Origin of the sequence: Cohnella hashimotonis, assembly GCF_030014955.1 — a bacterium.
Lineage (GTDB): Bacteria > Bacillota > Bacilli > Paenibacillales > Paenibacillaceae > Cohnella > Cohnella hashimotonis.
This window is the reverse complement of sequence record NZ_JAGRPV010000001.1, coordinates 1,060,863-1,080,564: the sequence shown is the minus strand read 5'-3', so window position 1 is coordinate 1,080,564 and position 19,702 is coordinate 1,060,863. Positions and strand designations below refer to the sequence as shown.

The 19,702-nt window shown below is 58.0% G+C and carries 13 protein-coding genes; 7 read left to right on the top strand and 6 right to left on the bottom strand.

Translation table 11 applies throughout. The features are described 5' to 3' along the window. Window positions 1–65 precede the first annotated feature (65 nt). Window positions 66–437 (top strand): helix-turn-helix domain-containing protein, encoded by a 372-nt coding sequence (locus KB449_RS04190; RefSeq protein WP_090110849.1) that lies wholly within the window; start codon window positions 66–68, stop codon window positions 435–437. Between the two features lie 698 nt (window positions 438–1,135). Here the strand turns inward: KB449_RS04190 and gltB are convergent. Next, window positions 1,136–5,731: a glutamate synthase large subunit gene (gltB, locus tag KB449_RS04185; protein ID WP_282907166.1), complete on the bottom strand. Its 4,596-nt coding sequence runs from the start codon at window positions 5,729–5,731 to the stop codon at window positions 1,136–1,138. 355 nt (window positions 5,732–6,086) lie between these two features. Here gltB and KB449_RS04180 point away from each other — a divergent pair, with 355 nt between their 5' ends. Then, window positions 6,087–7,391 (top strand): SGNH/GDSL hydrolase family protein, encoded by a 1,305-nt coding sequence (locus KB449_RS04180; protein WP_282907165.1) that lies wholly within the window; start codon window positions 6,087–6,089, stop codon window positions 7,389–7,391. 142 nt (window positions 7,392–7,533) lie between these two features. Here KB449_RS04180 and KB449_RS04175 read toward each other — a convergent pair whose 3' ends face one another. Next, entirely contained in the window at window positions 7,534–9,777 is a 2,244-nt protein-coding gene (locus KB449_RS04175; RefSeq protein ID WP_282907164.1) for an Ig-like domain-containing protein, read from the bottom strand. A gap of 752 nt (window positions 9,778–10,529) precedes the next feature. On the opposite strand from KB449_RS04175, the gene KB449_RS04170 reads away from it, so the two are divergent. Together KB449_RS04170 and KB449_RS04165 are read left to right on the top strand one after the other, a co-directional pair. Continuing rightward, window positions 10,530–10,850, top strand: a complete 321-nt coding sequence (locus KB449_RS04170; protein ID WP_282906615.1) for a transposase — start codon at window positions 10,530–10,532, stop codon at window positions 10,848–10,850. 11 nt (window positions 10,851–10,861) lie between these two features. Then, window positions 10,862–11,782: an IS3 family transposase gene (locus tag KB449_RS04165; protein ID WP_282912734.1), complete on the top strand. Its 921-nt coding sequence runs from the start codon at window positions 10,862–10,864 to the stop codon at window positions 11,780–11,782. A gap of 284 nt (window positions 11,783–12,066) precedes the next feature. Here KB449_RS04165 and KB449_RS04160 read toward each other — a convergent pair whose 3' ends face one another. The 3 genes from KB449_RS04160 to kapB all read right to left on the bottom strand — a co-directional run bounded on the left by KB449_RS04160 (window position 12,067) and on the right by kapB (window position 15,367). Next, entirely contained in the window at window positions 12,067–14,172 is a 2,106-nt protein-coding gene (locus KB449_RS04160) for a YhgE/Pip domain-containing protein (protein WP_282907163.1), read from the bottom strand. Window positions 14,173–14,259: 87 nt separating this feature from the next. Further along, window positions 14,260–14,856, bottom strand: a complete 597-nt coding sequence (locus KB449_RS04155) for a TetR/AcrR family transcriptional regulator (RefSeq protein WP_282907162.1) — start codon at window positions 14,854–14,856, stop codon at window positions 14,260–14,262. 127 nt (window positions 14,857–14,983) lie between these two features. Beyond that, on the bottom strand, window positions 14,984–15,367 hold the full coding sequence (kapB, locus tag KB449_RS04150; RefSeq protein ID WP_282907161.1) for a sporulation phosphorelay system protein KapB: 384 nt from the start codon (window positions 15,365–15,367) through the stop codon (window positions 14,984–14,986). A 181-nt stretch (window positions 15,368–15,548) separates the two neighbouring features. Between kapB and KB449_RS04145 the strand changes: the two genes are divergently transcribed. After that, window positions 15,549–16,688 (top strand): MGDG synthase family glycosyltransferase, encoded by a 1,140-nt coding sequence (locus KB449_RS04145; protein WP_282907160.1) that lies wholly within the window; start codon window positions 15,549–15,551, stop codon window positions 16,686–16,688. Between the two features lie 64 nt (window positions 16,689–16,752). Here KB449_RS04145 and KB449_RS04140 read toward each other — a convergent pair whose 3' ends face one another. Next, window positions 16,753–18,117 (bottom strand): SH3 domain-containing C40 family peptidase, encoded by a 1,365-nt coding sequence (locus KB449_RS04140; RefSeq protein ID WP_282907159.1) that lies wholly within the window; start codon window positions 18,115–18,117, stop codon window positions 16,753–16,755. Between the two features lie 398 nt (window positions 18,118–18,515). Between KB449_RS04140 and KB449_RS04135 the strand changes: the two genes are divergently transcribed. Together KB449_RS04135 and KB449_RS04130 are read left to right on the top strand one after the other, a co-directional pair. Next, complete coding sequence (locus KB449_RS04135) at window positions 18,516–18,746, top strand: hypothetical protein (RefSeq protein WP_282907158.1); 231 nt, start codon at window positions 18,516–18,518, stop codon at window positions 18,744–18,746. Between the two features lie 64 nt (window positions 18,747–18,810). Further along, a complete protein-coding gene (locus tag KB449_RS04130; RefSeq protein ID WP_282907157.1) occupies window positions 18,811–19,701 on the top strand; it encodes an aKG-HExxH-type peptide beta-hydroxylase in 891 nt (296 codons plus the stop codon). Window position 19,702 lies beyond the last annotated feature (1 nt).

Here is a 19,702-nt window from a genome sequence, read left to right as displayed (position 1 = left end):
ACTAATGCAAATGTATCGGTAAACGTTTATCATTAAAAGTGACGGGATAAAAGGAGGGAATTCGTATGAATATTGGCAGCCGCATCGCCTATCTTCGTGATCAATCCGGCTGGACACAAGAAGAATTGTCCTCTTCCCTTGGCATTACCCGGGCCGCCCTCTCGCATTACGAGAAAAACAGGCGAGAACCTGATACGGAAATGCTGACCAAGTTGGCCGATCTATTCCAAGTATCGATCGACTATCTTGTGGGAAGAACACACCAGCCCCAGATGACGTTGGATGCTGAGGTGCGCCAGTTCACCGATCAATTAGAGCTTTCCGATGCAGACCAACTGCTGGAGAGCTTTGCGTTAACGATCGACGGCCGGCGGCTGTCCAAGGAAGAAGCCAAGCGCTTTATCGCTTTTATCAGAGCCGAGAGGTCGCTGGGCTGAACGCATGATGTGCACCATATGCAAGATACCCCGATGCCGCTTGGGGCGGTCGGGGTATTTTTCTTTGATTACACGATATTCTGTTGTTCTTTCCTCTTTTCTTCCTCTTCAAACGCTTCCCATTTGCTGACGTCGATGCCAAGCTGGGTAAGAATGGTATGAATGCTAATCTCGACGGGGTTATTCCCGGACGATTCTAAGCCTGGATCCCTCTCCCTCTCCATCTCCGCACCTAAATCCCCTCTCTGGAAAATGAAACCTAATTCAACTAATCCTTATTATAAGGGACAAGGAATGCGGAGGGTGTCGAGTGATGTATGTCGCCGAATTTTTTTTATCGACTTGTCGAGTCGAGGGATGAAAAACGCTGCCTGATCCTACCGGAGTCATGCATTCGGGACACAGACCGATCCGTTCTTCGCGCCAGGATAGCTTCTCTGACATAGGAGCAAAAAGTCCAAAAACCCGCTTATCGCGCGGGATTCCAGGCTTTGAACGGCTTCTCGCGCCGAATTTGAAAAGCCCATTCTCGCAATCGGTATTCCTGCATTTCCGGTATAAAAAAAATACGGAACGGAGCGCATGATCCTTCGCCCGATTCCGTATTTTTATGTGTTAAAAGTCTGTTTTATTCCCCTTCTTACCGCTTTTTCCGCAGTCGAAGGATCGTGTCGATTGTCGTCATAACGCGAAAATCGTCAATTGCCGCCGACACGCGACAGATCGCGCATATTGGCTTCGAACGCAGCAAGGAGCGCTTGCTCGCCGCTAAGTCCTTGCGCCTGCACCTTTTCGATCTGCTCCATCATCCGCTTGTAGTCCTTCGGAATGACCTTGACTACCTTGGGCAGGACGGCTTCCCAATCGCTCAGGACACGCTCGCCGAGCTCGCTGTCGGTGTAGCGGACATGGTTCTCGATCAGGCCGCGCACTTCGGCGATCTCCCGCTCATCCTCGAGAGACTCCAGGCTGACCATCTCGAAATTGCAGCGCTTGACGAAGTCGCCGTTCCAATCGACGACGTATGCGATGCCACCTGACATGCCGGCTGCAAAGTTGCGCCCCGTACGCCCGAGGATGACGACGCGTCCGCCCGTCATGTATTCGCAGCCGTGGTCGCCCACGCCTTCGACGACGACATTCGCGCCGCTGTTGCGGACTGCGAACCGCTCGCCCGCAACGCCGCGGATATAAGCTTCTCCGCCGGTCGCGCCGTATAGCGCCGTGTTGCCGGCAATGATGTTGTCCTCCGCCTTGAAGGTCGCGGACTGTGAAGGGAACACGGCAAGCTTGCCGCCCGACAGTCCTTTGCCGATGTAGTCGTTGGCGTCGCCTTCAAGCGTCAGTGTCATGCCCTTCGGAATGAACGCGCCGAAGCTCTGTCCGGCCGTACCGACGAAGTGGAACGCGATCGTGTCTTCGGGCAGCCCGGCTTTGCCGTGGCGGCTCGTCACTTCGTGGCCGACGATCGTGCCGACGACGCGGTTCGTGTTCCTGATCGGGAACGTGCCGCGCACGCGCTCGCCGTTCTCGATCGCCGGGAGCGCCGCCTGCAGCAGATGCTGCATGTCGAGCGACTCCTCGAGGCCGTGATTCTGCGATTTGCGGTTGTAACGGAACGAGCCTTCCGGCAGCTCCGGCATATACAGCAGGTCGGTCAGATCCACGCCGTTCGCCTTGAAGTGCGAGATCGCCTTCTTCGTATCGAGGCGGTCCGTACGGCCGACCATCTCTTCGATCGTGCGGAAGCCCAGCTGCGCCATGATCTCGCGAAGGTCTTCGGCGAGGAAGCGCATATAGTTGACGACGTACTCCGGATCGCCCATGAACTTCTTGCGAAGCTCGGGGTTCTGCGTCGCGACGCCGACCGGACAAGTGTCGAGCTGGCAGACGCGCATCATGATGCAGCCCAGCACGACGAGCGGAGCGGTCGAGAAGCCGTATTCTTCGGCGCCGAGCAGCGCTGCGACCGCGATGTCGCGGCCGGTCATCATCTTGCCGTCCGTCTCCACGACCACGCGGTCGCGCAGATTGTTCAGGATCAGCGTCTGATGGGTCTCGGCGAGGCCCAGCTCCCACGGCAGACCCGCATGGCGGATCGAGCCGATCGGCGAAGCGCCGGTGCCGCCGTCGTAGCCGCTGACGAGGATGACGTCCGCGCGTCCCTTGGCTACGCCTGCAGCGATCGTGCCTACGCCGACTTCGGAGACGAGCTTGACGTTGATCCGCGCCTTCGGATTCGCGTTCTTCAGATCGTGGATCAGCTCGGCCAGATCCTCGATCGAATAAATATCGTGATGCGGCGGCGGCGAGATCAGGCCTACGCCCGGCGTCGTGCCGCGCACTTCGGCGACCCAAGGATATACCTTGCGGCCCATCAGCTGTCCGCCTTCGCCCGGCTTCGCGCCTTGCGCCATCTTGATCTGGATCTCGTCGGCGTTGGACAGGTAGTAGCTCGTGACGCCGAAGCGTCCCGAAGCGACCTGCTTGATCGCGCTGCGGCGGGAATCGCCGTTGGCATCCGGGATGAAGCGCGCGGGATCTTCGCCGCCCTCGCCCGAGTTGGACTTGCCGCCGATGCGGTTCATCGCGATCGCGAGCGATTCGTGCGCTTCCTTCGAGATCGAGCCGAACGACATCGCGCCGGACTTGAACCGCTTGAAGATCGACTCGGCCGGCTCGACCTCCTCGATCGGCACCGGCGGCTGATCGAGCTTAAAGTCGAGCAGCGAGCGCAGCGTACGGATCTCCTCGTATTCTCCCTGGACGAGCGAGGCGAACTTCTTGTACAGCTTGTAGTCGTTGGACCGCGTCGCCATCTGGAGCGTGTGGATCGTCTTCGGATTGAAGAGGTGATCCTCGCCGTCCTTGCGCCACTGATAATCGCCGCCGGAGTCCAGCTCGCGCTCCGCGCCTTCTTGCGTTGCATAAGCACGGGCATGCGCCTTCAGCGTGTCGCTTGCGATCGTCTCGAGACCGACGCCGCCGATCCGTGAAGGCGTCCACGTGAAGTGACTGTCGATCAGGTCGCCGCGCAGCCCGATCGCTTCGAAGATCTGCGCGCCGCGGTAAGATTGGATCGTGGAGATGCCCATCTTGGACAGCACCTTCACGACGCCTTTATTTGCGGCCTTCAGATAGTTCTTGACTGCCTTCTCGTGCGAAATATTGCGCATCATGCCCTGACGGATCAGATCGTCGAGCGTCTCGAACGCCAGATACGGATTGACCGCGCTGACGCCGTAGCCGATCAGCAGCGCGAAGTGATGCACTTCGCGCGGCTCGCCGGATTCGAGCAGGATGCTGACCTTGGTCCGCGTGCCCTGACGGATCAGATGGTGATGTACCGTCGAGACGGCGAGCAGCGAAGGAATGGCCGCATTGTCAGCGTCGATGCCGCGGTCCGACAAAATCAGGATGTTGTGGCCGTGCTTCATGACGCGGTCGACCGCCGCGCACAGCTCGTCGAGCGCCTGCTTCAGGCCGGCTTCGCCCTCGCCTGCCGGGAAGTAGATCGGCAGCGTGATCGACTTGAAGCCCGGACGATGGACATGGCGCAGCTTGGCGAAGTCCTCGTTGGACAGAATCGGCGAGACGAGACGGATATGACGGCAGCTCTCCGGTTCCGGATTGAGCAGATTGCGCTCCGGTCCGACCGTCGTGTAGGTGGACGTGACGATCTCTTCGCGAATCGCGTCGATCGGCGGGTTCGTCACCTGCGCGAACAGCTGCTTGAAGTAGTTGAACAGACGCTGCGGACGATCGGACAGCACCGCGAGCGGCGCATCGTAGCCCATCGAAGCGAGCGGCTCGACGCCTGCGGTCGCCATCGGCTCGATGATCTTGCGCACGTCCTCGAACGAATAGCCGAACGCCTGTTGGCGCTGCTGTACAGTCGCGTGGTCGAGTTCAGGCAATTCGAGCGCCTCCGGCAGCTCCTCCAGGTCGACGAGATGCTCGCTGAGCCATTCGCGATAAGGATGCTCGGATACGATCCCTTTCTTGAGCTCCTCGTCGGCGATGATCCGGCCTTCCTTGGTATCGACCATCAGCATGCGGCCCGGACGCAGACGGTCCTTGAGCACGATCTCCTCTTGCGGAATCTCGATGACGCCGGCTTCGGAAGCCATGATGATGATATCGTCCTTGGTTACGCAATAGCGTGCTGGACGCAGGCCGTTGCGGTCCAGGACGGCGCCGATCTGGACGCCGTCGGTGAAGCCCATCGCGGCCGGACCGTCCCATGGCTCCATCAAGGTGCTGTGGTATTCGTAGAAGGCGCGCTTGTCGTCGTCCATTTGCTCGTCGTTCTGCCAAGGCTCAGGAACCATCATCATCGCGCAGTGTGCGAGCGGACGGCCCGCAAGGTACATGAACTCGAACGTGTTGTCGAACTTGCCGGTGTCGGAGCCGTCATGGTTGATAACCGGCTTGACCTTCTCCAGATCGTCTCCGAACAGCTCGGATTCGAACAGCGTCTGACGGGCGTGCATCCAGTTCTCGTTGCCGCGGAGCGTGTTGATCTCCCCGTTGTGAATCAGATAATGGAACGGATGCGCGCGCTCCCAGCTCGGAAAAGTATTCGTCGAGAAACGGGAGTGGACGAGCGCGATCGCCGAAACGAGCGCGGGGTCGTGAAGCTCCGTATAGAAATGCCCGACCTGCTCCGTAGTGAGCATGCCTTTGTAGATGATCTTCTTGGAAGACAAGCTCGGCACGTAGAAGATCTCGCCGTCCGGAATGCCGGAATAGCGGATCGCCTTCTCGGCGCGCTTGCGCAGCACGTACAGCTTGCGCTCGTACGCCAGATCGTCGGCGAGCGCCGCGGGACGACCGATGAACACCTGGCGCACGAACGGCTTGACGCGCTTCGCGGAGATGCCCAGCGTGCTGTCGTCGGTCGGAACCGTACGCCATCCGATAACGGACAGACCTTCTTCTGCAGCGATGCCTTCCAGCAGCGCCTCGTGTTCGGCGCGGCGCGAATCGTCCTGCGTCAGGAATACCATGCCGACCGCATACTGTCCGGGCTCGGGCAGGGAAAAACCGGTCTCGCGCGCAAAGAAATCGTGGGGGATCTGCAGCAGGATGCCTGCTCCGTCCCCGGAATTCGGCTCCGCGCCTTGGCCGCCGCGGTGCTCCATGTTAATAAGAAGACTTAGCGCCTGCTCGACGATCTCATGCGACTTCCGGCCTTTGATATGGGCGACGAATCCCATTCCGCAAGCATCCCGCTCATATTGCGGATCGTACAACCCCTGCTTCGGGGGCAATCCGTTCACGAATTGTGTCATGATGAAGCGCAACCTTTCTATAGAAAAAATAGGGTGTCGAGAGCCAACGGTTCGACGGCGTCCGGCCGGTCAAATAAAGTTCGACGAACGGCAGGCGGGATGCGGCGCGGAATAATATGATCTGCTACAATATTATTGGCAGCGCATAAACGCCCGAATAATCGAAGGAAAACGGCGAGGTAACGGGAAATCGTTCGGGAATTGCTTCGAAAATTCGTGCAAAACTAATAAATATTCATTTTTATTGTTATGCTATTTTAACATTACAGCGTCGGCAAAGGCAATTTAATATTTTTATGAAGGCGATAATCAATGTTTGGCTGATCCCGCAGCCCGCCTTCGAGAGGAGAACGCAATGTCGAACCAAGCAAGACGCCGTTCCGGCGCGCTGCTCGTCGCCCTCGCCTTAGGCGCGGTGCCTGCTGCCGCTTATGCCGCGGGAGAGCAGCCCGAGCTGTCAGCGCCCGCGCACGAAGCATTCAAGATCGTATCGCTCGGGGACTCTGTTTCGCTAGGCTACGAGCCCGGCGTGACCCGCGCCACGGATATCTATGGTTATGCAGACAGGTTATATGTGAACGCGCTCCTTCACGGACGCGCTGAGCTTGCCAATTACGGCGCGCTCGGCTTGCAAAGCGCGGGCTTGACCCAGCTGCTCGCCGGCGCCGCCCAAGGCCGGAAGCTGACGGCGGACCAGCTGCAGGACTACTCTGCTTACGATCCTGCCGCCAAGGCGCAAGCGGACGCGGTAGCCGCCAGCGCTCCGGCGCTTCGGGACAGTCTGGCCGATGCCGATCTGGTGACGCTTACGATCGGCGGCAACGATTTCGCCGCTCTCGTCCGCGACTTGGTCGGCAAGACCGACGCCGACGCCACGGCTTCCTTCGAGAAGACGTTCGACGAAAAATTGAATAATTATGCAGAGCAATTGCAAGCGAATCTCCGAACGCTTCGCAGCCTGGCGCCCCAGGCGCGCATTGAAGTCGCCGATCAATACTCGCCCGTGTCCAAGATCGTCGGCGACGCCTTATATGCCCAGCTTAACGCCTCGATCGCCAAGCTGAGCGCCAAGCTCGACGAGCTCAAGACTTCGCTTGCGGCCGAAGGCGTCGCTGTCGACATCGTACATATCGGCGCCGCGTTCCAGGGCAAGGAAGTCCAGTATACGCACTTCAGCCCGATTTTCGGCGTAACGGACATTCATCCGACCCAGGCCGGCTACGAGTCGATCGCACGGGCGTTCGCAGCACCCGTCTGGCCGGAATATACGGAGGTCGCCCCTTCGGACAAGGCGGCGGATCCGGCGCCCACCGTCTACATCAAAGGCAAGCTGCTCAAGACGCAGAACAAGCCTCAGCTCAAGAGCAACACCACTTTTCTCGCGTTGAGCGACATCGCCGCCGCGACCGGTGCCGAGCTGCAGTGGGACAACAAGAACAAGACCGCCACTTTCAAGCAAAACGGCCGCGAGGTGAAGCTCACCATCGGCGCGAAGACGATCGTCGTAGGCGGCGTCAAACAGGCGCTGAACGTGCCCGCCTACCTGCAGACGGTCGGCAAAGAAAGCAAAACGTACGTGCCGCTCGCCGCGATCACCCAGGGCCTCGACTATCAGGTGGTCTACCAGGCCAAGCTGCATACGGCATTCATTAATTCCTGACGAAGACCCGACAGCTGTAAATCCTATACCATGAAGGATGGCATTCTTGGCATATAACTATTCAAGCTTGAAAGTTTATCGCACATCGAAGGCCGCCTTGCATCCATTCGGACGCGAGGCGGCCTTTACAATAACCGACGCTTTATTTCACTTTAACGCGTACGTTAACCGTTTTTCCGCCATAAGCGGCCTTGATGGTCACGCTGCCTTTACCGACGCCCGTCACGACGCCGCCGGTCACCTTGGCGACCTTGGTGGATGCAGCGGTCCAGGCGGAGTAGGCGGTGACGTCCAGCGTTCTTCCGTTTTCGTAGACCGCCGTCACCTTGATCGAGTCGGTCGCGCCGGCAGCCAGATCCAGCGACGTATCCGAAACGGTCAGCTTGGTCAGCTTAGCCTTTACGGTTATCGGCACGGACAAAGCCTTGCCCTGGTACGCGGCCGTTAGCTTGGTCGACCCTTCTGCGAGCAGCGACTTCGCCGAGCCGCCCTTCACCGTAGCGATCGTCTCGTCTTCGGACGTCCAGACCATGCGGGAACTCAGGTTGATGAGCTTGCCGGACTTGGTCTTGCCGGTCACCTTGATGCTCTGCGACTTGTTCAGCGTGAGCGACACGGCGGCCGGCTCGATCGCGTAGCTCACATACTCTTCCTCGACGGTAGCCGTTACCTTCACCGTCTTGTTCAGGTATGTGCCGGTCAGCGTCGTCTTGACCGCCAGCAGTCCCTTCAGGGTCGCGTCCTTGACGAGCACGCTCGTGGAGGCGGACTTCCAGACGATATCCGCGCTGATGTCGGCCTCGTCGCCGTCTTCATATACGGCGGTTACCTTCGGCAGCGATACCGTTTGGCCGATAATCAAGCTGACGTTGTCTTGCTCCGGCAGCAGCGTAAGCAGCTTCTTGCTCACCGTTACTTCGATCGTGTCCGTGCTGGTGGAGCCCGATGTCACCGTTGCGGTCAACGTCACCTTGCCAGACTTCAATGCGGTCCACTTGCCGTCGTCCCCGATGCTGACGACCGAGCTGTCCGAACTGGTCCACTTGGCCAGCTTGGTGACGTCGGCAGAGCTCTCGTCCAGCGAAGTTCCCTTGACCTGCGGCAGATCGCCGGTATCGTCTACGTATACTTCGAGCTTGTCCTTGGCGATCTCGATCTTGCTGACCGTCGGATAGACCGTCACGGAAAGCTCTTTGACAACGCTTTTGTACGTCAGCTTGACAGTTGCCGTGCCCTTGCCTCGCGGGGTGATGGTCGCCGTAGCGCCTGTGCCGCTGACGGAGATGACGTTCAGGTTGGTGGATTCCCACTGCGCGCCGTCAAGCGACGTAACCGTAGTCGCACCGTTAACCGTCTTCGCCGTAATCGTCACCGGCGCGCCGGACAGCGCGAGATGCTGCGCCGCGCTTGGCGTAAAGAGAATGGCCTCGAACGGCGTACGTACAGCGACCGTGGCGGTAGCCGTAACGCCCAGGTAGGTCGCGGTAATCGTAGCAGTACCCGCGGCCACCGGCGTAAGCGTGCCGTTTTCGTCCACGGTCGCCACGGCTTCGTTGCTGCTTTTCCATGTGGCCTTGCCGGTTACCGATTCCGTCGGTCCGGAAGCGCTGAGCGCCTTCCCGACAAGCGCTTTGGCAGCTTCGCCGACCTGCATTTCGAAAGGTCCCTTAGCGCCTTCGGCATCGGTAATCGACATTGACTTATAAGGCGACGCCACAGTCAAGTCGACCGTATCCGTACGGCCCTGGTACTTGGCCGTTATCGTCGTCTTCCCGGCAACGTTGATCGTAAGCTTGCCTGCGCTGACGCCGGCGACGGACGCGTCCGAAGAGGTCCACGTCGCTTTGTCGGTCAGATCGTCCAGCGCGCTGCCGTTGACGCCGTAAGCTTGAAGCGAGATCTCGTCTCCCACCTTGACGTCCAGCTTGTCCGCAGCGTCGGTGGAGGACCCTTTTGTCCGAAGCTTCAGCTCGGAGTAATGATACTTGGCGTTCAGCGTCACGCTCGCCGAATATCCTTGATATTTACCGGTGATGACGACATTGTTCGCTTCGCCCGTGGCGGTCACGATGCCCTTGGAGACGGAAACGGCCGAATTGGAGGATACCCATGTCGCGTCGTTCGTCACGTTGCTCGTCGCACTGCCGCCGGTCGAGCTGTCCGTGGTCGTCGCCCACAGCAGCAGGACCAGCGATCCGTCGTCTACATATATCGTTTTCTCGTTGTCGCTCAGCTCGTCCAGCTTGACGGACGTAATCGTCGTAGCAGCCTTGACAGCCCCCGTGGTGCCCAGCACTCCCGAAAACAATAGCGCGGCCAGAAGCGCCGCCGTCAGCCGTCCCAGTCTTCCGATCCGGCGTTGCGGCGGTCTTTGGGTCATCATCATCTTGTGTTTGTGCCTCCTAATCTTGAATTCCCGGTATTGGCGAAATGGACAGTCTTATCATCATTAACGGCTTGCGCGCCGCGGAAATGAATAAATACGCCGAAAATCGGGACATAAGTCTCAAAAATCGAGCCTAATCGGAAAATAAATAATGTTGCTCATGGCCAACTAATACGAAACCGTCAGGGAAGAGCACCCTGACGGTCCGTTTGGATTTGGCGGATAGGAGAAACTTGAATCGTGACGAAAGCCTGTCGACGGCGCAGCGGACAGCCGTTCCGACAGGTTGGGCAATTGAGGCACCGACCGCGTTGCATTCGCCGCCGAATTGCGCATTCGCCGCCGGCGTTGTGCTTTCGTGGTCCGCTTTGTGCATCCGTTGCCCGCTTTGTGCATCCGTTGCCCGCATTGTGCATCCGTTGCCCGCATTGATCCTTCGCCGCCGGCGTTGTGTTTTCGTGACCCGCGTTGTGTATTCGTTGCCCGCATTGATCCTTCGCAGCCGGCATTGTGCATTCGTGGCCCGCTTTGCGTTCCTTCTCCGCCTGCATTGTGCTTTCGTGGCACGCGGTGTGCATTCGTTACCCGCTTTGTGCATCCGTCGCCCGCTTTGTGCATTTCTTCGTCGACTCGCTCATTCGCCGCCCGCGTTGCTTTTACGTTAAAATACCTGCAAATACTCCTAGGCCCCCTAATCGAATTGGAGTCCCCCCCTACAATGATTTAAACTAGGGATAAGGGAGATGAGCGGGATGGGAAAAAGGTTAAAGGAAGAAACACGGCTTAGAATTGTTAAGGAAGCATTGGCTGGGGTTAAGGTGGGGGTGCTTGCTCGCATGTACGACATTCACCCCGAAACCATTCGTTTGTGGATACGCGAGCATCGTGACTTTATTCCACCGGAGGACATTCCCTCGGCAGACGAGCATTTGCAAGAAATCCAGCGGTTGCAGGAAGTCGAGCAGCGGTATGACAGAGCGGTTAAAGCGCTTGGTGAAAAAGAACTCGAAATTGAAATTCTGCGTGAACTGCTAAAAAAAACAACCCCCGTTTATCCGAAAAATTCGAAGTAGCAGAACCATTTATTAAACGGGGGGAGCCTGTAGCACGGGTTCTGCGCATTCTCGAGTTGAATGAGTCCACCTATTATGAGCGGCGTAAGCGTGCCGCTCAGCCTGACGCAGAACGCGTCGAGCCGGTCCGCAGGGGACGCCCTGTGCCCGGATACGCCTACAACGAATCGGGCGAGAAAGTCTGCGACGAGCAAATCCAGGAATGGCTGTTGCTACTGCTGGAGGGCGAAGAGCACGTCTATGGCTATAAGCTGTTAGCGCGCTGTATTCGCAAGCAGTACGGGGTGAAGCTGAACAAGAAAAAGGCTTATCGCATGTGCAAGGCACTCGGCATTCTTCAAAAAAAGCGGCAACGCCTACAGACGCATCCTCGGCGATTGCCGAGAAATCACACCATCACCGCATCGAATCAACTTTGGCAAATGGATATCAAATATGGCTATGCCTTGGGTCAGGAGCGTTTCTTTTTCGTACTCAGCATCATCGACGTGTTCGACCGCGTCGTCGTAGGGCAATACCGCGGCCCTGTTTGCGAGGCCAAGCACGCGGTGCAGACCCTGGGGATCGCGCTGCAGCAGCGCCTTCAGCCGGGTGAAGCACTGCCTATCATCCGCACGGACAACGGCCCCCAGTTCGTCAGCAAGCTGTTTCAAGACATGTGCGAGTGCTGGGAGATGGTCCATGAACGGATTCCGCCGCGGACACCGAATATGAATGCCTACATCGAGTCTTTCCACAGCATCCTTGAGCGTTGTTTGTTTAGCAATCGTACATTCATGACGCTGGAGGAAGCTTATGAAGCGCTCGACCAATTCATGGATTTTTATAACAACCGTAAGATGCACGGCAGCCTAAAAAACATGGCTCCAACAGCGTTCGCAGCGTGGGTTAAGACATTGGACGATGCTTCAGCCTTTTACAGATCGGTGTAATCGCTTGAAATAACGAGCTGCGCTATGAAATTGGAATCATTGTAGGGTATGACTCCAGTTTTAGGGGGCCTAGCCGAATATACATCCTTTTCACCGACATCGGCTCTTATAAACAAAATAGATGCAGAAAAGCAGTTACTTCTCCTTCATCAGCCCCTATTTCGGCTTTTACATCGATTTTACATGTATATATGCAGGCATTTTGTTTAATGTCGCTCGACGATGGAAAATACATGCACATATGCAGGTTTTTCGACCTGCATAACGTCCGACAAACTCTGGCACTAGGCCTGCAGCGTGCCAGGCTGGGCCTGCGCCGGCCGGATCTTGCGGCTGCGAAGCGCGAACAAACCGAGCGTCAGCGCAACGAATACCGCCGCGAAAGCAGCCAGATCGAGCAGCTGCTCGCCGATCAGCGACGCCGATCGGCCTGAGAGCGCGAGACGCAGCGCCTCGATCGCATGCGTCATCGGCATCCATTCGCCGATCGCCTGCAGCCATTGCGGCAACAGCTCCTTCGGATACGTGCCCTCGCTGGCAGCCAGCTGCAAAGTGAGCAGGACGACGGCGACGAAGCGCCCCACCGTATCCGCCAGCGTGACGAGAAATTGCACGATCGTCATATAAGTCAAGGCGATGACTGCGCTGATGCCGTAGAAGGCGGCGACATCGGGCACCTTCAGCCCGATGCCGTAAATCAGCACCGTATCCGCCAGCGCTACCTGCAGCAGCACGACCGGCGCGAACAGCAGCAGCTTGGACGCATACCAGGTCCAGCCGTTCTTTACCTTGCCCGCAGCGTCGCGCAGCGGCAAAATGACGGTGGACATGAGCACGCCCACGTAGAGCCCCAGCGCCAGGAAGTACGGCGCCATGCCCGTGCCATAGTTCGGCACATCCGTCAGCTTGTGCTCGGAGACGGCGATCGGATCGGCGAACATCGCCGCCTGATCGTCTCCGCTCTTTACGCTGCCAGCTTCGGCGGACGCATCCTGCAGCTTGGCGCCCAGCTCGCTCGAGCCCGACTCGAGCTTGTGCAGCCCGTCCTCGAGCGACGCCGAACCGTCGGCCAGCTGCGTCGCACCGCTCTTCACCGTGCCGACGCCCGAACCGGCGCTCTCGATACCGTTCGCGAGCGTGCCCGCGCCCGCGGACAACTTGCGGGCGCCATCGGTCAGGCGCGCCGCGCCGGATTCGGCTTCGCCGAGCCTCGCGCCGAACTGCCCGAGCCCCTTGCTAAGCGAGGCCGTGCCCGCATGCAGCTGATTCGCCCCGTCGGCCAGCTGCCGCTGACCGGCCGACAACCGCTCGGCGCCCGCCGCGGCTGTCGCCGCCCCCTGCTGCGTCTTCGTCGCGCCGTCCGCCACGCGCTGCGAGGCGGCGACAAGCTGCTGCAGCATCTCGTCGTCGGGATGCGCCGCCGCGTACTGCTTCAGCCCTTCGGCGAGCTGACCCGCGCCGTCGGCGACCTGGGCTGCGCCCTGCTCCACCTGGCCTGCTCCGGCCGCCAGCTTGTCGGCGCTTGCGGCGAGTCCGCCCGCGCCCGCAGCCAGCTTGCCGGCGGCCGAATCCGCCTGCGCGGCACCCGTAGCCAGCTTGCCTTGCGCCGATGCCAGCTGCTTGAGGCCGCCGTCCAATTCAGCCGCGCCGCCCGCCAGCGTACCCGCGCCGCTCTTCAGGCTCGCCGCGCCGCCGGACAGCTTGCCGACCCCTTGCTGCAGCTTGATTGAGCCGTCGGCCAGCTTCGCCAGATTATCGTGCAGCGTCTTCGCGCCGCCCGCCGCGTCCTTGGCGCCGTCCGCGAGCTTCTGCGCGCCGTCGGCCGCGTCGCCGAAGCCGCTCGCCGCTTGGCCTACCGACTCGAGCGTCGCCTTGGCATAAGCCTTCGTCACCTCGCGGCCGACGTCGGCCTTGAGCTTTTCCGCCGCCGATTCGCCGATCCGGCTCGTCAGGTAGTTCCAACCGTCGTCGACGTAATATTGAACGTTCGCCTGCTGCGGGGCATCATCTTGCAGCGTCGCGGTTTTCGCCGAGAAGTCCTCCGGCACGACGAACGCCAGCGAGTAGCGATGATCGGCGAGTCCGTCCATCGCGTCCTTTTCATCCGTAAACACCCATTTGAACTCCGCGTTTTTCTTCAGCTCTTCGACCAGGTCGCTGCCCGCAGCCAGCTTTTGCCCGTTAAGCGATGCGCCCTTGTCCTCGTTAACGACGGCAACCGGCATACGATCCAGCTTGCCGTAGGGGTCCCAGAACGCGCCGATCAGCATGCCGCTGTACATGAGCGGGATCAACGCAAGGCCCAAAATCGAGATCATGGCCATCTTGCTGCCCGTCAGCCTCTTGAATTCGCCGGCGACGACGCCGCCAGCCGCTTTAAATTTTCCCACGCAGCATCTCTCCCGATCTAATGATCATACTATTTACAAAATGACTGTTTTTCTCATTTGGTCACTGTTAAACAAAAAAAGAAGCGATCAAACGACCGCCAAGCCTTCCAGGCAGTAAAAACGAAAATGGGCAAGCACCTGCTCCGCATCCAGCGGCTCGTGCAGATGGTCGCCCTCTGCGGTCAGGGCCAGATACATCTTCAGCATCATGTACGCCGTGAGTGCCGGATCCGAACGCCTTACCTCGCCTTTGGCGATTGCATCGCTCACATGGCCGGCGATATAGTCGACGATCGAGCGCTCCACGGCCTCCAGGCCGCCCTTCGCCATTGGCGTGCCGAATTCCTTGACCTCTTGAGAGAGCTTGACGACCAATCCATGCCTGTCGCGATAGGCCAGCACCTGCTGGAGGATGCCAAGCAGATTATCCGAAAAGGGGAGCGCGGGATCGAGCGTCCGTTCGGCTACCGCCTTCAGCTCGGCGATCAGATCCTTCACGATCTGCTCGAACAGCTCTTCTTTGTTGGCGAAAAAGGTATAGATCGTCCCCTTGCCCACCCCGGCTGCCTTCGCGACCTGGTCCATCGTCGTCGCCTTGTAGCCGAATGCGGCAAACGAACGCGAAGCCGCCTCAAGCACTTGCTTGCGCCGATCCGTAGGTTTGCGGTCGATCATCGTCTCCATTGCGCGCTCCCCCCTTTACTTTTAATAAACAACTGACTAAATTACCGATTCAGTCATTTCGTTCTGTAGAATACATTATCACATCAGTCGCTAAGATTCAATCCCGCATTGCAGCTTCCCTGTTCAATTATGATTTGTCCTTCAAGCCATAATCCGTTCCGAGCGTATCCAGGCACTGAAGACACTGCTCCGACCAGCGCCGCATACGGTCGATCCTGCGAATCTCGGCCTCCCATGCGGCAGCGAGCGATTCCCGGTAAGGCGGCACCTCGCCGGCGTAAGGGACGGCGTCCCGCAGCATGATCCACACCTTTTCCCGCTCAGCCGATGCCCTCCGCTCATGAAACAACGCCGCGTCCGGGTCGTAGGCGCTGTGCAGGTCACCCTGCTGCGGATGCCGCAGCACCGCCATGATCTCCACCAGCACCCTGCGCTCGTCTACGCTCGCAACCTTTCCTATATATTGTCCCGTCTTGTGTTCCGCCTTCACGATTTGTCCGACGTCAAGCATCTCGCGCAGCCTCCCGTAATCTTATTGCCACCATTGTACAGGAGAAGCCTCCGAAATGCATGGCAGGCGATGTCTATTTTTGTCTGATAGACGTAATTGCTGTAAACGTTATCCGACGGACTTGTACGGGAGCTTCCATTTCGCGTAATATGGTAGTAGGTAAAGTGGGGGATCTCTTCCGATGCGCAAAAAACGAATTCTACTGCTCTCCGAAGGCTTCGGCACCGGACATACGCAGGCGGCTTACGCTCTATCCGTAGGGCTCAGACAATTGTCGCCCCGCGTGCAGACGAGGGTCATCGAGCTGGGGACGTTCCTGAACCCCGTCATCGGACCGCTCATCCTGTCCGCCTACCGCAAGACCGTCAGCAAGCAGCCCAAGCTGGTCGGCAAGCTGTATCGCGGCCACTATCACAAATCGCTTAACAGACTGACCCGCTTCGCATTGCATCGACTGTTCTACAATCATGTTTCGGATGTCGTACGGCAACTGAAGCCCGATATGATCGTATGCACGCATCCATTTCCAAACGCGGTCGTCAGCCGGCTCAAGCGACTCGGTCTCGACGTGCCGCTCTATACATTGATTACAGACTATGACGCGCATGCCACCTGGACCAATCCCGAGGTGACCGCCTACCTTGTCAGCTCTCCGACCGTGCGCAGCCGGCTGATCTCGCAGGGCGTGGCGCCGTCGCAGGTGGTGGTCACCGGCATTCCGGTGCACCCGAACTTCTGGCATCCGCACGACCGCGCCGAGATTCTGTCCCAGTTCAAGCTGTCGGATATGCCGACGGTGCTGGTCATGGGCGGCGGCTGGGGGCTGATGGCCGAAGAGCAGATGGTCGAGTATATGACCTCGTTCGCCGATAAAGTGCAGCTCATCATATGCATGGGCAGCAACGACAAAGCCAGGGAAAAGCTGATGGCGGAGCCGCGCTTCCAGCACCCGAACATCAAGGTGCTCGGCTTCACAAAGGAAGTGTCCAAGCTGATGGACGTCTCGGACCTGCTCGTCACGAAGCCGGGCGGCATGACCTGCACCGAAGGGATGGCCAAGGGCATCCCGATGCTGTTCTACGAACCGATCCCGGGCCAGGAGGAAGAAAACCTGGAATACTTCGTGACCCACGGCTTCGGCGAACCGCTGACGGCAACGGATACGATCGACCGCTGGTTTCGCCTGATTCAGGAGCCTTACGCTTCCGACCAGCACAGAGGCAACCTCCTTGCGCTGCGCAACGCGGAGTACAACCCCGCCAAGTGCTCGGAAGCGGTGCTGTCCTTGCTGCTGGAGGACGTCGCGCCCGCGGCGGAATGACCATTTGAAATGCATGAAAAACGGCCTGACGTCTACTGGACGTTAGGCCGTTTTTTATTGAACACTATAGCGCGCTGCCGCCGAACAGGAAGCGGTATTCCCAGTGCTTGCCTTCGATGCTGTCGATGCGCACGCCGCCCGATGCGATGGAGTACGTCTGCAGCACCTGGCCGTCGCCGAGATAAATGCCCGTATGGGTGACCGTCTCGCCGAACGGCTGCTTGTCCTCGTAGAGCGAAGCTTTGGAGCCTTTATAGCTCATAAAAAACATGATATCCCCGCGTTTCAGCTGGTGCCAGTCGGTCGTCACGCCGTTCGCGTTGTTCTTCACGTAAGCGGCCTGCGTACGCGAGTCCGCCGGCAGCACGAGCCCCAGCCCGTCCTTGAACGCCTGCCGGACGAAGTCCGAGCAATCGAACGTGTCGGTGTTGCCCCGGTCGGAGCCGTACTCGTATGGCGTGCCAAGGTACTTCATCCCGGCTGCGATCACCGCTTCGACCTTCTCCGAATCGGAAGGAGTCGGCGTAGCTGTTGGCGTCGGTGTAGCCGTCACGCCGTTCAGGCTGATATACGCGTCGGAAGCGCTCACGTATCCGGATACGCCCGCCGCATCCTGAACCGCGTACCAGTAGCTGTTAGGCTGGCCGGTCACGACCACGATTTCGCCGGCTTTCAGGAAGCGGATTTTATCCCCCGAAGTTGACGGCTGGGTTCGAAAGTTGACCGCTGCCAGAATCGTTGCCGTTTGTGCCGGTGCTTTCGTCGGCTCGGGCGTGGGCGTAGCCGTCGGCTTCGGAGTTGGTGTGGGCGTCGGTGTCGGTGTCGGCTTCGGAGTTGGTGTGGGCGTCGGCGTCGGTGTCGACTTCGGGGTCGGTGTCGGTGTCGGCTTCGGAGTTGGCGTCGGCGATGGCGTTGGCGCCGGTGCAGCGCCGTTCAAGCTTATGTAATCATTGGATGAGCTGACGTAACCGACAACGCCTCCCGCATCCCGGACCGCGAACCAATAGCTGTTCGGCTCTCCGGTTACGGTCACTGTTTCTCCTGCCCTCAGCATGCGAATCTTGTGTCCCGCCGTGGAAGGCTGCGTTCGAAAAGTCACGGCTGCCTTAATGGTCGCCGTTCGTGCCGGAGCGGCAGGCGCGCTTAAGGTTTTAACGTACTTCTCGTTCGACGATACGTACCCGGTCTTACCGTCGGCATCCCGCACTTGCAGCCAATAATCGTTAACCACCTGCAGCAGCGTCACCGACTCCCCCGCCTTCAAGTACTTAACCAAATTGCCGCTCGTGCTTGGCGACTCCCGTAGGCTGACCGTTGATACGACCTCCACCGCGCCCGCTTGTACCGAAGCCGCCGAAGCCATCTCCGGCACGAACGCCGTCAGCATCGTCGCGAGCATCAACCTTGCCGCCCAAACCTTGTTGCTCATGCCAACGCCTCCCATGTTGAATTTTGGGGAAACATGTCGATTTTCCCTCCAATTCATTATAAGAGGCGCGGAAATTTACTCCCATCATGCGGAATGCTCAGGACATGCCTTACCTGTAGGAAAACAGTTCCATGGATGTATAGGAAAAAAGAAGGAAAGCCTTTGCCGCTCACAGCGCATGGCTGCTCCGCATTCAATTATTTACCAGTTTAATTTGGGACTTCATTGGGTATGTAAAAGCCTTTTTAGCCGCTTTCTGCAAGACAGCGTAATATCCTCGCGCGACACAATCTGTCTCCTAGTCCAATATAATCATAAATATTACATTACTGTAATTACAAGTCATTCTAAGTATACTTTTAATCGCAAGGCCATTCTAAATTTTAGGAGGAATTCAGATGATTGAAACGGCAACGAAGAAGCTGGAGGGCAACATTGCCAATTACGCGCGAAACCATTTTCGGGATCAGTTGGAGCCATCCATGCATTCGCCGTCCCTGCTCAAAATGAAAATTCATGAAGCCGATGCGCAAATGTCGTCTCCCGTATTGCTCCAGATGAAGATTCACGAGCAAGGAGCATACTCCCTGTCGATCAGGGACTTCAGGTCGAGCCTGATCTCCGATTAAGCAAGAACAGCACATGCTCGCAAGCGCATGTGCTGTTCTATCCAAATCCAAGGAGGGACCCAACATGTCCGGTACGAACGCCAAAAGTAACTTCAGCTTTTTGAACGGAGACCATATTTTATCCAACATCGATCGATTGATCGATATCTCGCAGGGCAGTCTGCCCGGGGATGCGCCTTCTACCCGAAAAGAGCGTTTGTTCGCTTCTTTGAATGCGCTGCAGCACTCGAATATTCCGTTTAGCAAGGAAGAGATACTCATCGATTTTAATAACCATAACCTGCTCGAACACTTAATCCGAGACGGGATGCTGGACAGGGAAGACACCGTTTCGAGTGCGCATGTTTTTGAAGACGAGGACCAGCGGATCATCAGCGACAATATCGCCAAAGCGCTGGGCCTGCTTAAATTGCTGCAGCCCGAGCTTTATCATGTCATGAATGAACTGATCGGAACCATCGTCTGCTTCAGAAAACCGGGGTATGGCGGAGGGTCCGTCTCGAGTTTGATCGGCGCGATCTGGTTCAACCCGCTTGCCAAATGGAATGTCGTCGATTATGCGGAAGCGCTGTATCACGAATTTATTCACAACAGTCTGTTCCTTGACGACATGGTCAACTCTATTTTTCCCGATACCGCCATCATCGCCACTGAAGAAGCCCTTGTCACTTCAACCATTCTGAAAATAAAAAGACCGCTCGACCGTTCCTTCCATTCCGCTGCCGTCGCGATCGGTCTCATGCATTTTTATCATCTCTTGAGCGACTACGACAAAATCTCCAGCTTCAAAGAACCGCTCGCGCTGACCATCTCCGAGATGAACGGCAAGCTGAAGTACCTGGGCGAACAAGGCCGGATTATTTTAAACGAAATGAACGGATTCATTAAAAAACTGGACTTTGACAGTATCTCCGATTCCTTGAAGCTCGACAGATACGGCACCGCCAGTCTCTAAA

Coding starts and splice junctions, on each gene's coding strand:
- KB449_RS04140 (WP_282907159.1), bottom strand. CDS start 18,117: ATGAGCAACAAGGTTTGGGCGGCAAGGTTGATGCTCGCGACGATGCTG.
- KB449_RS04130 (WP_282907157.1), top strand. CDS start 18,811: ATGTCCGGTACGAACGCCAAAAGTAACTTCAGCTTTTTGAACGGAGAC.
- KB449_RS04180 (WP_282907165.1), top strand. CDS start 6,087: ATGTCGAACCAAGCAAGACGCCGTTCCGGCGCGCTGCTCGTCGCCCTC.
- KB449_RS04190 (WP_090110849.1), top strand. CDS start 66: ATGAATATTGGCAGCCGCATCGCCTATCTTCGTGATCAATCCGGCTGG.
- KB449_RS04155 (WP_282907162.1), bottom strand. CDS start 14,856: ATGGAGACGATGATCGACCGCAAACCTACGGATCGGCGCAAGCAAGTG.
- KB449_RS04175 (WP_282907164.1), bottom strand. CDS start 9,777: ATGATGATGACCCAAAGACCGCCGCAACGCCGGATCGGAAGACTGGGA.
- KB449_RS04145 (WP_282907160.1), top strand. CDS start 15,549: ATGCGCAAAAAACGAATTCTACTGCTCTCCGAAGGCTTCGGCACCGGA.
- gltB (WP_282907166.1), bottom strand. CDS start 5,731: ATGACACAATTCGTGAACGGATTGCCCCCGAAGCAGGGGTTGTACGAT.
- KB449_RS04135 (WP_282907158.1), top strand. CDS start 18,516: ATGATTGAAACGGCAACGAAGAAGCTGGAGGGCAACATTGCCAATTAC.
- kapB (WP_282907161.1), bottom strand. CDS start 15,367: ATGCTTGACGTCGGACAAATCGTGAAGGCGGAACACAAGACGGGACAA.
- KB449_RS04170 (WP_282906615.1), top strand. CDS start 10,530: ATGGGAAAAAGGTTAAAGGAAGAAACACGGCTTAGAATTGTTAAGGAA.